At 66.8% G+C, this 12,838-nt stretch carries 12 protein-coding genes; 4 read left to right on the forward strand and 8 right to left on the reverse strand.

Annotated features, from left to right (window positions below; all coding sequences use genetic code 11):
- Positions 1-35 precede the first annotated feature (35 nt).
- Complete coding sequence (locus tag K32_RS09850) at positions 36-770, forward strand: class I SAM-dependent methyltransferase (RefSeq protein ID WP_201403835.1); 735 nt, start codon at positions 36-38, stop codon at positions 768-770.
- 5 nt (positions 771-775) lie between these two features.
- Here the strand turns inward: K32_RS09850 and K32_RS09855 are convergent, their stop codons facing one another.
- The 4 genes from K32_RS09855 to K32_RS09870 form a co-directional block, all read right to left on the reverse strand.
- Positions 776-2,017: an O-antigen ligase gene (locus K32_RS09855; protein WP_244669927.1), complete on the reverse strand. Its 1,242-nt coding sequence runs from the start codon at positions 2,015-2,017 to the stop codon at positions 776-778.
- Between the two features lie 26 nt (positions 2,018-2,043).
- The gene (locus K32_RS09860) at positions 2,044-3,540 is read right to left on the reverse strand and encodes an undecaprenyl-phosphate glucose phosphotransferase (RefSeq protein WP_201403836.1); all 1,497 of its coding nucleotides are present in this window, start codon (positions 3,538-3,540) and stop codon (positions 2,044-2,046) included.
- A gap of 115 nt (positions 3,541-3,655) precedes the next feature.
- Positions 3,656-4,858, reverse strand: a complete 1,203-nt coding sequence (locus tag K32_RS09865; RefSeq protein ID WP_201403837.1) for a glycosyltransferase family 4 protein — start codon at positions 4,856-4,858, stop codon at positions 3,656-3,658.
- A 4-nt stretch (positions 4,859-4,862) separates the two neighbouring features.
- Positions 4,863-5,426, reverse strand: coding sequence for a polysaccharide biosynthesis/export family protein (locus K32_RS09870; RefSeq protein WP_201403838.1), 564 nt, complete (start codon positions 5,424-5,426; stop codon positions 4,863-4,865).
- A 248-nt stretch (positions 5,427-5,674) separates the two neighbouring features.
- On the opposite strand from K32_RS09870, the gene K32_RS09875 reads away from it, so the two are divergent.
- The gene (locus K32_RS09875) at positions 5,675-7,747 is read left to right on the forward strand and encodes an exopolysaccharide transport family protein (protein WP_201403839.1); all 2,073 of its coding nucleotides are present in this window, start codon (positions 5,675-5,677) and stop codon (positions 7,745-7,747) included.
- Here K32_RS09875 and K32_RS09880 read toward each other — a convergent pair whose 3' ends face one another.
- Positions 7,748-8,959 carry a GNAT family N-acetyltransferase gene (locus tag K32_RS09880; protein ID WP_201403840.1) on the reverse strand — a complete coding sequence of 404 codons (1,212 nt, stop codon included), beginning with the start codon at positions 8,957-8,959 and terminating at the stop codon, positions 7,748-7,750. It abuts the gene before it with no gap.
- Between the two features lie 114 nt (positions 8,960-9,073).
- Between K32_RS09880 and K32_RS09885 the strand changes: the two genes are divergently transcribed.
- Entirely contained in the window at positions 9,074-10,162 is a 1,089-nt protein-coding gene (locus K32_RS09885; RefSeq protein WP_201403841.1) for a polysaccharide deacetylase family protein, read from the forward strand.
- Here the strand turns inward: K32_RS09885 and K32_RS09890 are convergent.
- Positions 10,125-10,340 (reverse strand): DUF2842 domain-containing protein, encoded by a 216-nt coding sequence (locus K32_RS09890; RefSeq protein WP_201403842.1) that lies wholly within the window; start codon positions 10,338-10,340, stop codon positions 10,125-10,127. The genes K32_RS09885 and K32_RS09890 overlap by 38 nt on opposite strands.
- A 54-nt stretch (positions 10,341-10,394) precedes the next feature.
- Positions 10,395-10,670 carry a hypothetical protein gene (locus K32_RS24910; protein WP_210342772.1) on the reverse strand — a complete coding sequence of 92 codons (276 nt, stop codon included), beginning with the start codon at positions 10,668-10,670 and terminating at the stop codon, positions 10,395-10,397.
- Between K32_RS24910 and K32_RS09895 the strand changes: the two genes are divergently transcribed.
- Positions 10,555-11,646, forward strand: coding sequence for a COX15/CtaA family protein (locus K32_RS09895; RefSeq protein WP_201403843.1), 1,092 nt, complete (start codon positions 10,555-10,557; stop codon positions 11,644-11,646). The genes K32_RS24910 and K32_RS09895 overlap by 116 nt on opposite strands.
- A 29-nt stretch (positions 11,647-11,675) precedes the next feature.
- Here K32_RS09895 and K32_RS09900 read toward each other — a convergent pair whose 3' ends face one another.
- Positions 11,676-12,770: a Xaa-Pro peptidase family protein gene (locus K32_RS09900; protein WP_244669929.1), complete on the reverse strand. Its 1,095-nt coding sequence runs from the start codon at positions 12,768-12,770 to the stop codon at positions 11,676-11,678.
- Positions 12,771-12,838 lie beyond the last annotated feature (68 nt).

A 12,838-nucleotide genomic window follows, 5' to 3' on the forward strand; every position in this document is an offset into this window, starting at 1 on the left:
CGTTCGGCGACCCTCCGTTACGGCGGAGACCAACGATGATCGCAGTGTCCCAGCACCCCGCGCCGACGCTTGCCCGCGCCCAACATCCGACCCAGCAGATCTTCCAACGCGACTGGCTGATCTACCGGAAGATGGTCGACAACAACTACCTCTTCCACCGCGAGGCCTATGCCTGCCTGCACCATGTCCTCATCAGCGAGATGATGCGGCCGTTCTCCTTCCTCGATGTCGCCTGCGGCGATGCGAGCGCAAGCGTCGCCGCGCTGCGCGGCACGGCGGTCGCCCGTTACGAGGGCATCGACCTGTCGCGCGCCGCCCTCGACATGGCGGAACTGGCGCTGGCGGAACTCGACTGTCCCACGGTCCTGAACGAGGGCGATTTCGCCGAATTGCTGCCGCTGCGCAGCGAGCCGGCCGACGTGATCTGGATCGGGCTGTCGCTGCACCATTTCCAGACGCCCGAGAAGCTCGGGCTCATGCGGGCGGCGAGGGCGCTGCTCGCCGAGGGTGGACGCTTCTTGATCTACGAGAACTCCAGCCCGGATGGCGAGGATCGGGACGGGTGGCTGCGCCGCCTGGAGGCGCAGCGTCCGTTCTGGAGCGCCTATGACGACGCCGAGTGGGAGGTGGTCTGGAATCACATCTCCCGGGCGGACTATCCGGAGACCCCGTCGACCTGGGCGATGCTCGGCCAGGAGGCCGGCTTCGACCGGGTCCGCGAGTTGTTCGTGGCGCCGAGCGATCTCATCCGGCTCTACAGCTTCGATTGATTTGCCTACGCGGTCCTCGGCAACGTCACTGGGCCGAAGACGAGCGGTGGCGGTGGCTGGGCCCGGGCGGCCGGCCGTCGCGCCTTCCATTCCAGCGCATAGGCGCCCCACAGCAATCCGTAGATCAGGAAGACATGCCGCCAGTGATCGTTGTCGATCACGTTGTGGATCAGGAGATGGCCGATATAGACGGCGTAGACGCACTGGATGAACGGCGTCCACGGACGGGCCCGGAACAGCAGCGGGGTCGAGATCACCAGGGTCCAGACGACGAGGGCGATGTAGGAGAAGCCGCCGAGCCAGCCATAGGCGGTGAAGCCCTTCAGCCACATATTGTGCTCGTCCTCGCCCATCATCTTGCCGAACTCGAACGGCCCGAGCCCGAGTGGATGCTCCTGGATCAGGAAGAAGCCGATGATGTGCCGTTCGAAACGCCCGAGCCGGCCGCCGTCATATTCCTGCACCAGTTTGAAGCGCTGGGCGAAGAGATCCTGGACCAGCGGAATCGAGAGCAGCAGCGCCAGCAGCAGCGCGACGGCGAGCAGTCCACCGGCGATATAGGCGATCATCCGCAGCCTGTGGCTCTGGCGCGGCTCGGAGATGAAGGCGAGCACGGTGATGAGCAGCAGCGCGACGACCGCCAGGCCCCAGGCGGCGCGCGAGAAAGACAGGAATACGCCCGCCAGCAGGATGCCGATGCCGAGCAGTCGCCAGCCCGAGTTGCTGAGCCGGTCCGTCAGCACGGCGCGGGTCATAACGATCAGCGGCAGGATCATGAAGGGGCCGAAGACGTTCGGATCCTTGAACGCGCCCTTGGCGCGGTCATAGAGCGTGAAGATCGAGGCATAGGGGATGGCGCCGAAATAGCCGAGGATGCCGAGCAGCGCGCAGACAATCGCCGACGCGATGTAGCTTCGCTCGATCACCTTGAGGCGGCGTTCGGTGTCCACCTGCATCACGGCGGCGAAGAAGATCGAGGAGATGATCAGGAAGCCCGTCGTCGCCATGTAGATGGCCGGCTTCTGGAACGCCTTCAGCTCCCAGAACGAGAGAATGCCGCCGCTCATATAGAGCAGCATCAGCACGATCATCGGCAACATCGGCCGACTCAGCCGGAGCCCGAGGAAGGACCAGACGACGACGACGGCGCAGAGCAGCAGATCGGACGGGGCCGGCTCGAACAGCACGAAGCCGCTCAGGAAGACGAGAATGCCGATGACGGCATTCCCGACCATGCGGGCTGGCATTGCCCGGGGCCTCGTCACCACCCGGATCAATAGGCGTTCTCGTTGTTGCTGAGCAGGGCGAACGGCGTCATCACCAGGATGTAGAGGTCGAACAGCACCGACCACCTTTCGATGTAGTCGAGATCGAACTCGACCCGGCGGCGGATCTTGTCGGGCGTATCGACCTCGCCGCGCCATCCGTTGATCTGCGCCCAGCCCGTCACTCCGGGCTTCACCTTGTGGCGGGCGAAATAGCCGTCGACCACCTCGTCCCAGAGCCGGTTGGCGGTATGGGCGTTGACGGCGTGGGGGCGGGGACCGACCAGCGAGAGCTCGCCGCGCAGGACGTTGACGAGCTGCGGCAGCTCGTCGATCGACGAGCGACGGATGAAGCGACCGATCCGGGTGACCCGCGGGTCGTCCTTGGTCACCGCCACCTTGGCGGTGGGATCGCTCATGTGGTGGTACATCGAGCGGAACTTGAAGACGTCGATGACCTCGTTGTTGAAGCCGTAGCGCTTCTGCCGGAACAGCACCGGTCCCGGACTGTCGAGCCGGATCGCGATGGCGGTCAAGAGCATGAGCGGCGACAGCAAGATCAGGGCCAGGCTGGCGATGACGAGATCGAACGCCCGCTTCAGGATCGAGGCCCATCCGGCGATCGGCCGGTCGAACAGGTCGAGCAGCGGCACCGGGCCGATATAGGAATAGGAGCGGGGCGTGAAACGCAGCTTGCTGCTGAGCGCCGAGATGCGAATATCGACCGGCAGGACCCAGAGCTGCTTCAGGAGCTGCAGCACGCGGTTCTCGGCGGAGAGGGGCAGGGCGACAATCAGGAGGTCGATGCGGGCGAGCCTGGCGAACTCCACCAGTTCGGCGACCGTGCCGAGTTTCGGCACGCCGGCGACTTCCTCCGGCGAACGGTCGTCGCCGCGATCGTCGAAAATGCCGTAGACGCGAACGTCGGTGCTGGTGGCTTCGCCGAGGCTCTCGAGCAGCTCCGCCGCGTTGTCGCCGCCGCCGACGATCACCGCGCGCCGCTCCAGCCGTCCGGCCCGCGTCCAGCGCGCGACCAGCGACGCCACGACGACGCGTTCCAGGATGAAGAAGGCGGCGCCGATGAGGAACATCAGCCCGAGCCAGCTGCGCTTGCTGCCGGTCTCGACCCCGAAGAAGAAGCTGCCGGCCGCCACGATGGCGATCGTCACCGCCCAGCAGACCAGGATGCGCGGCAGGATCGCGAGATAGTCGCGAAGCGCCGCGACCGAATAACCGCCGAGATAGCGGATGCCGAGGATGGCGATCAGCGGCGCGGCGATGACGAGCACCAATTCGCTCCAGCCGGCGCCGGCGGCACCCTGCAGAACCGTGAAGACGCCGCCGATGGCGACGAGAACGGATGCTTCGGTGGCCTGGACGGCGCTCGCCAGCAGGCGCGGCGACAGCGCTTCCGACGACAGTCCCGCCGCCACGCGACGCGCATGGGCGTTGAGGGAGATGCGGCTCGATGGAGTGCCCGCGCTGGATGATTGTTCGATCGTCATGGCCTGCCGGTTACCGAAGCGACGCGACACTCTAGCTACGTCAGGCTAACAAACCTTTGCCGATCGGCACGCGTTTCGAGCGAAGTCCAGACGGCGCAATCCCCGGTCGCGGCGGCTAAAGAATGGGTCGCTTGTCCAGGCCGGGAGCCGGACGTCCGGCCCGGCAGTCGCGATAGAGCGCGCTGACTACTTCCGTCATGTGGTCGATCGAGAAGCGCGGCCGGACGATTTCGCGCAGCCGGGAAGCGTCTTCGCTGGCTCGCCGGGGATCGTCGAGCTGCTCAGCCATGGCATCGGCCAGCGCCTCGACATCGCCGGGCGGCACCAGACGGACGCTTTCGGGGCCGAAGATCTCGGGAATGCCGCCGACCCGCGTGGCGACGAGCGGACGAGCGGCTGCCGCAGCCTCGAGCACGACATAGGGCATCGATTCGGCGCGCGAAGGCACGACCACGACCTTGGCCATGGCAAAGGCCTTGCGCGTCGCCGTGGCGGGATGGATGCGCGTCGTCGTATCGAGGCCGAGCCGGCGCACCTGCTCCTCGTAGCGCGCCTTGTCGGGGCCGTCGCCGACGAGCTCCGCCGTTGGCGCGACGCCCCGGCGATCGCGCAGGCGGGCGAGCGCGTCGACGAAGACGTCCGTACCCTTCAGGTCGCGCATCATGCCGATATAGAGGAAGTCGGCCGCGGCGGGTTCGGTCTCGATCGGATCGAACTCCTCGTCGCGGATGCCGTTCGGCACGATCCGCCAGGGCTTTTTCGGCGCCCCGACCTTGCGCGCATAGGTGTCCGCCTCATAGCGGCTGACGAAGATGAACGCGTCGGTCAGGCGTTCCATGAAGTGCTCGATACGGAAGAACATCCGCCCCGAGCGCGTCGCGGGATCGTAGTGCAGGCTTCCGCCATGCGGACAGTAGATGCGAGCCACGCTGGAACCAAAGACCCGCAAGAGCGTGCCGATGATCCGGCCATACACGCCGCCCTTGGCGCCATGCGTATGGAGGATATCGGGATTGAGCGCCTTGATGCGGCGGAAGAGCCGCAGGAAGGCGAGAAAATCGGTCGGCGACACATGCCGCTTCATCGGCGTTCGGTGCAGGCCCAGTTCAAGATGGGGAACAAGCTGCTGGAAGAGCTCTTCCTCGCGCGCGCCGCCCGTCGACGAGTCGCAGACGACGCCGACGCTGTAGCCCTCGGCAGCCTGCGCCTCGGCGAGATCGCGGACATGCCGGAAGATTCCGCCGACGGGAGAACGAAAGACGTGAACGATCCTTAGCTTGCCGTCAGCGGGCGCATGAGGGTCGTTCCGATCTGTCATCGTGTCAGAAAAGGCGCTCGCGAACGTTGACGGTGTCGCCGGGATAGATCGGCTGCGTCGGCAATAGCCGGACAGTCGTGACTTTTCCGTTCACCTGCCGCGTCACGTCGACATCGGCCCGCTGCGCACGCGGGGTGAAGCCGCCCGCGATCGCAACCGCCGTCTGAGCGGTCATGCCGTTCACGTAAGGGTACTGGCCGGCACTGGTGACCTCGCCCATGATGAAGAAGGGCCGGTAGCGGTCGACCTCGACCGAGACGTCCGGATTGCGGACGAAGCCCTTGCGCAGCTTGGCGGCGATATCGCCTTCCATCTCCTGCGTGCTGCGGCCCCGCGCGGCGATCGCGCCGACCAGCGGCATCGAGATGTAGCCGGCCTGATCGATCGTGTAGGTGTTGGAGAGATCCGCCTGGCCGAACACGACGACGCGCAGGCGATCGCCGCTGTCGAGGCGGTAGGGAGCGATCAGCGCCTTGTAGGTGGCCGGGTCCTGGGGCGGATAGGACGAGGCGCAGCCGGCGAGCAGGCTGGCGCCAATCAAGGCCGCGACAAGCAAGGAAAATCGCATCGTTAAGGCGTCCGGATCACTAAGGAATCTGTAATCCGGACTGTCAGCTTGCCATGGTTAATGTCGGGTAAATCGCCGACCGCCGTGGTAACAACCTGCGAGAGTATTTACCGCGCCGCGGCGTGAATTAACGCCATGGTTACCCTGATTCCACGATGATGCCGCATCGGCAAGAGATCATGCCAAGAGGGTCATGCGCGGATATGGCGGACGGGCGTTTCGGACAAATCGATGATGTCGAACTCGACATGCGCGCGCTGCTTGGCGCGTTGCTGCGGGCGTTGCCGCTGCTTCTCATCTTCAGCCTGCTGTTCGCAGCCGCCCTCTATATCGGCCTGAACTTCGTCACGCCCCGCTATACCGCCTCCGCCAGGATCCTGATCGAGAGCGGCGAATCGGACATCACGCGCGCCGGCTCCGGCACCGAGGAGGTGAGGGCGCTGCTCGATTCGGAAGGCATCGCCAGCCAGGTCGAGCTGATCAATTCGCGCGATCTCGCCACAACGGTTGTCAATGCGCTCGGCCTGTCGTCGCTCAAGGAATTCAACAAGCCGCGCTTCCTGCCGTCGTTCGACCAGATGCTGGCCGGCATCGGCCTCGGCCGCCCGACGCCGCAACCCTCCGCCGAAGACCGCGTGCTGCAGCGTTTTGCCGAGCGGCTCGACGTCTTCTCGGTCGACAAGACGCGCGTCATCAATGTCGGCTTCTCGTCGGTTGACCCGCAGCTGGCGGCCCAGGTCGCCAACGCCGCGGCGGAGGAATATCTGGCGCTCGAGCGCGAGGCGCGCCGCTCCACCAATGCCGACGCCACCCGCTGGCTCGAATCGCAGATCGCCGATCTCCGCACCAAGGTCACGGACGCCGAAGCGAAGGTCGAAGCGTTCCGCACCGAGCGCGGCCTCTTCTCCGGCGGGCAGAACAACACGTCGCTCGCGCAGCAGAAGCTCAACGACCTGAACGCCGAGTTGGCCCGGCTCGTCGCCGCCCGCTCCGCCGCCGAGGCCAAGGCCGAGACGGTGCGCAAGAGCCTCGCCAGCGGCGCGACGCCGGACGTGCCGGATGTGCGCGATTCGCAGCTGATCCAGCGCCTGCGCGAACAGCAGGTGGCGCTCCGTGCCCAGATCGCCCAGCTCTCGGCAACGCTGCTGTCCGGCCATCCGCGTATCAAGGAACTGAACGCCCAGCTCGGCGATCTCGACGGCCAGGTTCGCCGCGAGGTGACGCGCATCCTGCAGAGCCTCGAAGGCGAGGCCGCGACGGCCCGGGCCCGTGAGGCCGATATCGGCCGCGACATCGCGAACGCCAAGACCGCCACCGGCCAGACCAACGATGCCGAGGTGCAGCTGCGCGCGCTGGAGCGCGAGGCGACCGCGCAGCGCGACCTGCTCGAAACCTATCTCCGGCGCTATCGCGAAGCCTCCTCGCGCCAGGACGGCAATTATCTGCCGGCCGACGCCCGCATCATCTCGCGGGCCGCGGTGCCGCTGGAGCCGACCTTCCCGAAGAAGCTGCCGCTGACGATCGCCGCGACGGTCGCCCTGCTACTGCTGGTCATCGCCTTCATCCTGGTCCGCGAGCTGACCTCCGGGCGGGCGTTGCGCCGGATCACGGTGGTCGAGCCGCCGACGGCGCGCCTTGCTCCGGCGCTCGAATCGCCGCCCATCGTGGAAGCGCCGCCAATCGCGGCGCAGCTGCTGACGTCCGAGCCGGCGCTGGCGCGCGGGCTCTCCGCCGAGGCGCAGGACGCGCTGAACGCCATCGCCGACCGCATCGTCGACGCCAAGGCGCGTCGCGTCCTGGTCTCCACAACTGATGCCGACCCGGCGATCGGCCGGCCGCTCGCGGCAGTCTCGCTCGCGCGCACGCTGGCGCGGCGCGGGCATCGCGTGCTCCTGATCGATCTTTATCCCGACGAGGCGGACAGCCAGGCGATGGCTGTCGAGGCACGCCGGCCGGGTCTTGCCGAGCTCTACGCCGGCGACGCCTCCTTCGATGCGGTGATCTTCCGCGATCGACGCTCGCGCGCCCATGTCATTCCGCGCGGGCTCGCCGCGTTCGGCGCCGATGAGGCCGTCGCCGAGCGATTCGCCGAGATCCTCGACGCGCTCGACCAGACCTACGACCAGATCCTGCTCGATGCGGGTCCGGATCTGGCCGAGCGGCTGGCGCCGAAGACCGGCGCTACGATCCTGGTCGGGGAGGGTGACGACAAGGATCCCGCCACGGCCGAGGCCTATGAGGCGATGAAGCAGGCGGCTTCTGGCGAAGTCATGCTGCTGATCGCCGCGGCGCCGGCGAAGCGCGAAGTCGAGCCGGCCTGATCAGTCGGCGTCGGCCGCAGGCTTTTCCGTCTTTCCGCGCCAGCGCCGGATCTTCTTTGCCAACTGCCAGAGTTTTGGGTTGTCCCGGATCGTCCGTTCGAGATGATCGATCGCCCGGAACAATCCCGTCGCCACGCGCCCGGCGAGCGTGACCGGCACGATCGCCCGGACATGCGGCTCGTTCTCGTCGAGCCAGGACGCCTTGTAGCGCTCGTCGCCGCGACCGAGGTCGAAGGAGGCGAGGCCGCGCTCGCAACTAGCCGCGATCACCTCATAGAGCATCAGCTCGCCGGGGCTGACCCGGCGCCAGTCGTCGTTCGACACCGACATGAAATAACCGCTCAGGCGGCCGGACAGCGCGCCGCTGCCGAAAATGGCGCGAATGCCGCCGTCAAATTCGAGCGCGTCGAGTTCGATCAAGGCACTGTCGTCGCCCGCCCAACGGCGCTGCACAAGCGCGCGGAAGAAGTCGGCCACACCCGGCTCTGCAAAACTGTCGGCGATGCCCTGCTCGCGGAACCAGGCGGATTTCTGCTGGAAATAGCTCTCGAGGATCGCCAGCGCCTCGTCCTCCGACGCAGCCCGCCGCAGCACCGAGCCGCCTACCGGGGCGAGCGTGTTCGCCTGCCAGCGTCGCTTCTTGGTTTTCTTGGCGCCGCGATGGGCGGCCAGCACCTTGGTGAAATCCGGCTCCAGACGCATCATGCTGACGTCGCAGCGCGCGGGCCGGGCCTCGGGATGGCCGGCGAGGGGATTCTCCAATCCGGCCCAGCGGACCGGCTGGGCATCGAGATCGAACAGATCGACGCCGCGCATCGCGGCCGCGACCCGCCGCAGCAGCTCGGCTGTCGCCGCCGGGGTGAGGGCGGCCGCGAACGCCGGATCGAACAGTCCCATGCGGATATTGGCGTGCTCGCCGCCGAGAAAGCGCGCCACCCTGAGAAGGCGGACCCGCTCGATGCCGAGCGGCAGCACCGCCACCAGCTTGCCCTCGTGGCGGATCGAGACAACAGCGGGGCGAATGCGCTGCGGCCCCGTGGCCGCACCGATCCAGCAATCGATCCAGTCAAAGCTTTGATAGACGGAGACGGACGCCCGGCGCTCCAGATCGCGCCATTCCGCCTCGATGTCGCGGCCCGACGCCATGACGGAGAGATCGAGATCCGCGATCGAGTAGTCCGTTCGCGGCGATAAGGTCTCTGGTCCGTCCATCTGCAATCTCTGCGGGCATGCGCTCAGTTTGAGTCAGGCTATCAACCTATCGTAAACATCGCGTTCGTATGAGAATGTCGATGGTTGCGTGCTCTTTGGACGGCTGGATCGCTGATGCAAAGTCTCAAGATTGCCGCCTACAGGGCAGGACTCAACGCACTTTACTGGAGCGGCGCCTCCCGGCTTTTCGCGCCGATGGCGCGCGGTTCCGGCGCGATTCTGATGTTTCATCAGGTTAGGCCTGCCTTACGATCAGCCTTCCAGCCGAACGCGCATCTCGAAGTGACGCCCGATTTTCTCGGCAAGGTGGTCCGCGAGATCCAGGCGGCCGGCATCGATATCGTCGATCTCGACGAGGCGACGCGGCGGCTTGCCGAACCGCGACCGGCGCGACGCTTCGTGGTGCTGACCTTCGATGACGGCTATCGCAACAATTATACTGAGGCCTATCCGGTCCTGAAGGCACTGGGCGTGCCGTTCACGATCTACGTCGCGACGGGCTTCGTCGACCGGACGGACGTGCCGTGGTGGGATGCGATCGTAGCCCTGATCGCGGAAACGCCGAGGTTCCGGATACGCATCGGCAGCCGCGAGTTCGACCTTCCGACAGAGACCCTCCGCGAGAAGCGGGACGCCTGTCGGCTCGTCGCCAGCGAGCTCTGCCAGGTCGGCGAGGACGAGCAGCGCCAGGCCATCGACAGGGCCGCGCGCGAATACGGCCTCGACACCCGCCTCATGGTGGACCGCGAGATGCTCGATTGGGACGAGGTGCGGACGCTCGCGAGCGATCCGCTCGTCACCATCGGCGCTCACACGGTGGGGCACTACGCGATCGCCAAGCTCGACAGCGCGCGGGCGCGTCGCGAGATGGCCGAGAGCCGCGACCGGATCGAGGCCATGACCGGCATGCGCCCCCGTCATTTCGCCTATCCCTATGGTTCGCCGTCGACGGCGGCGGAGCGGGAATTCTATCTGGCGGCCGATCTCGGCTTCACCACGGCGGTCACGACCCGGCGCGGCGTCGTCGATGCCGACAGCCGCCTGACGGCGCTGCCGCGCATCTCGATCAACGGACACTTCCAGTCCTGGCGCTATGTCGACACGCTGCTGTCCGGCGTGCCGCTCAGCCTGGAGCGACGGCTGCGCAGCTGGCTGCGCCGGCCGCCTAGCGCGTTGGTGCCGGAGGCTTCTGCATCCACTTGATGAGGATGCCGGCCGGGAACACCCAGGCCAGTCCGACGACGACGTAGTAGAGCATCTGCACCCAGCGCGGCGCATCCGGCAGCTTCAGCTGCGCGATCACCATTGCCGCGAAGGCATAGACGATCACCAGGACGACGAGCGCGATCATGCCGATGAATTTGCGGAGCCGGATGGGCATGATGTGCCTTTCGTGATTGCCTCGGCGTCGGCATAGCGCGTTCGGCCGCCGACTTCAAAGCCGCAGTCGATCGAAGCCGGCTTGCGGGATGGCCAGGGATGGCTGACGTTGCGCGACCGGATGTCGCGCGGCCGATTGGCGTCGAGCCGGGCGGCTCTGTTGTTCGCGTGAGGGCGAGCCGCTAATCCAGCCATTGGCATTGGAGAGGTGCGCAATGACGACGGACGGATTGGCAACGAACGGAACGCTGCGGCGGACGCCTGCGCGGGACAGGGCGCGGGATCGCTCGCTGATCCGCATCTGGCTCGGCGCGGTGATTCTGATGGTCATCGCCATGATCGTCGTTGGCGGCGCGACGCGACTGACCGGCTCCGGCCTGTCGATCACCGAATGGAAACCGATCCACGGCGTCATTCCGCCGATCGGCGAGGTCGAGTGGCAGGAAGAATTCGCCAAGTACCAGCAGATTCCGCAGTACCAGATCGTCAACAAGGGCATGACAGTTGACGAGTTCAAGCAGATCTTCTGGTGGGAGTGGGGCCACCGCCTGCTCGGCCGCCTGATCGGCGTCGTCTTCTTCGTGCCGTTCCTGCTGCTCTGGATCACGGGGCGGATCGAGCGGCCGCTCATTCCGCGTCTCGGAGGCCTGTTCCTGCTCGGCGGCCTGCAGGGCGCCATCGGCTGGTGGATGGTCACGAGCGGCCTCGCGGACCGCATCAGCGTCAGCCAGTACCGGCTGGCGATCCATCTCCTGATCGCCTGCTTCATCCTGGCCGCCGCCGTCTGGATCAGCCGGGGCCTCGCGCCGGATCGGGGAGAGGATCGCAAGGCGGCCGCGCCGCTCAAGGGCATGGCCAATTTCATCATCGTCGTCGTGTTCCTGCAGATCTTCCTCGGCGGCCTGGTCGCCGGCCTGAAGGCGGGCATGATCTACAACACCTGGCCGCTCATGGACGGCAATTTGATCCCGTCCGGCGTCTATGCCTACGATCCGGCCTGGCGCAGCGTCTTCGAGGACGCGATGACGGTGCAGTTCGACCACCGGCTGGTGGCCTATCTGCTGGTCGTCGCCGTGCTGATCCACGCCTTCCAGGCCTTCAAGCTGGCTCCGCGCTCGCGTGCGGCCCGGAGCGCCCGCCATCTCGCGGTCCTGGTGCTGGCCCAGGCCGGCATCGGCATCGCGACGCTGATCGCCGTCGTACCGCTCGATCTCGCGCTGCTGCACCAGTTCGGCGCGGCGATCGTGCTCTGGGCGGCGGTCGCCCATCGGCGGGCGATGAACGAGCCCACGCCGGTAACCGCCTGAGGTCAGGCGGCTACCGCACTTCGCTCGCCTCAGCCTTCGGCGGGCGCGACGAAGACATCGCGGGGCAGGCGGCTGACGACGCGCGGGCCGTCCGCCTCGAGGATGACGATCTCCTCCAGCCGGATGCCGAACTTGCCCTGCAGGTAGATGCCGGGCTCGATCGAGAACACCATGCCCTCTTCGAGAATCGTCTCGCTGGTCGAGGTCAGATAGGGCGGCTCGTGCCCTTCGAGACCCAGGCCATGGCCGGTGCGGTGGGTGAAATAGGGGCCATAGCCCGCCGCCGTGATGACGCCGCGCGCCGCTGCGTCGACTTCTTTCGCGGCGACGCCGGGACGGGCCACTTCAAGCGCCGCCTGCACGGCCGCCTCGACCACGGCATGCACCTTCCGGTATTCCGCGCTCGGCTCGCCGACAAAGGCCATCCGCGTCAGGTCGCTGGAGAAATCGCCGGAACGGGCACCGATATCCATGACGATCGCGTCGCCGACAGCGACCGGCTGGTCGCCCGTCGCATAGTGCGGGAAAGCGCCATTGCCGCCGGCACCGACGATGGTGAAGAGCGGTGTGGCACCCGCCTCCTCGAACACGGCGCGGGCCGCGTCGGCGATCTCGCGCTCGGTGACGCCGGGACGGATCGCGGCGAAGGCCGCCTCCATGGCGCGGTCGTCGATCTCGGCATTGCGCAGGATCTCGGCCTTCTCGACGCCATCCTTGGAGAGGCGCATGCGGCCGACGCTCTCGGCGGCGAAGGCGGCCTTGGGCGAACCGAGCGCCTCGAGGACGAGCAGGGCGAAATCGGCGCGCATGGTCTCGTCGACCTGCACCAGCCTGGTGCCCTTTTCGATGCCGAGCGAGCGGATCAGCTCGGCGAGTGCGGCTTGCGGACCCGTCGCATCGGACCAGGTGAAGAAGGGAAGCTCGGTCTGCCGCCGCATCTCGTCGGCGTTCAGCTCCGGCATTAGGATCGCCGCGCCGTCCGGCGTCGCGATCAGCAGGCAGGGGCGCTCGTCGGCATGCGGATGGACGCCGGCGATATAGGCCATGTGCGGACCCGGCCCGAGGGCAACGGCGTCGACGCCAATCTGGCGCAGCATGGACTGGAGAGTAGCGAGACGGGTCATTGAGGTCTCCTGCATGATTTTCACTATTGGTAAAAACTAAGCCGGAGACGGTCAACCGCCAAGGCGGC

The sequence above is a fragment of the Kaistia sp. 32K genome, assembly GCF_016629525.1.
Taxonomy (GTDB): Bacteria; Pseudomonadota; Alphaproteobacteria; order Rhizobiales; family Kaistiaceae; genus Kaistia.

What these genes read in the sequence shown, in the direction of transcription:
- K32_RS09850 (WP_201403835.1), top strand. Translation starts at nt 36, where the DNA reads ATGATCGCAGTGTCCCAGCACCCCGCGCCGACGCTTGCCCGCGCCCAA.
- K32_RS09855 (WP_244669927.1), bottom strand. Translation starts at nt 2,017, where the DNA reads ATGCCAGCCCGCATGGTCGGGAATGCCGTCATCGGCATTCTCGTCTTC.
- K32_RS09860 (WP_201403836.1), bottom strand. Translation starts at nt 3,540, where the DNA reads ATGACGATCGAACAATCATCCAGCGCGGGCACTCCATCGAGCCGCATC.
- K32_RS09865 (WP_201403837.1), bottom strand. Translation starts at nt 4,858, where the DNA reads ATGACAGATCGGAACGACCCTCATGCGCCCGCTGACGGCAAGCTAAGG.
- K32_RS09870 (WP_201403838.1), bottom strand. Translation starts at nt 5,426, where the DNA reads ATGCGATTTTCCTTGCTTGTCGCGGCCTTGATTGGCGCCAGCCTGCTC.
- K32_RS09875 (WP_201403839.1), top strand. Translation starts at nt 5,675, where the DNA reads ATGCGCGCGCTGCTTGGCGCGTTGCTGCGGGCGTTGCCGCTGCTTCTC.
- K32_RS09880 (WP_201403840.1), bottom strand. Translation starts at nt 8,959, where the DNA reads ATGGACGGACCAGAGACCTTATCGCCGCGAACGGACTACTCGATCGCG.
- K32_RS09885 (WP_201403841.1), top strand. Translation starts at nt 9,074, where the DNA reads ATGCAAAGTCTCAAGATTGCCGCCTACAGGGCAGGACTCAACGCACTT.
- K32_RS09890 (WP_201403842.1), bottom strand. Translation starts at nt 10,340, where the DNA reads ATGCCCATCCGGCTCCGCAAATTCATCGGCATGATCGCGCTCGTCGTC.
- K32_RS09895 (WP_201403843.1), top strand. Translation starts at nt 10,555, where the DNA reads ATGACGACGGACGGATTGGCAACGAACGGAACGCTGCGGCGGACGCCT.
- K32_RS24910 (WP_210342772.1), bottom strand. Translation starts at nt 10,670, where the DNA reads ATGACCATCAGAATCACCGCGCCGAGCCAGATGCGGATCAGCGAGCGA.
- K32_RS09900 (WP_244669929.1), bottom strand. Translation starts at nt 12,770, where the DNA reads ATGACCCGTCTCGCTACTCTCCAGTCCATGCTGCGCCAGATTGGCGTC.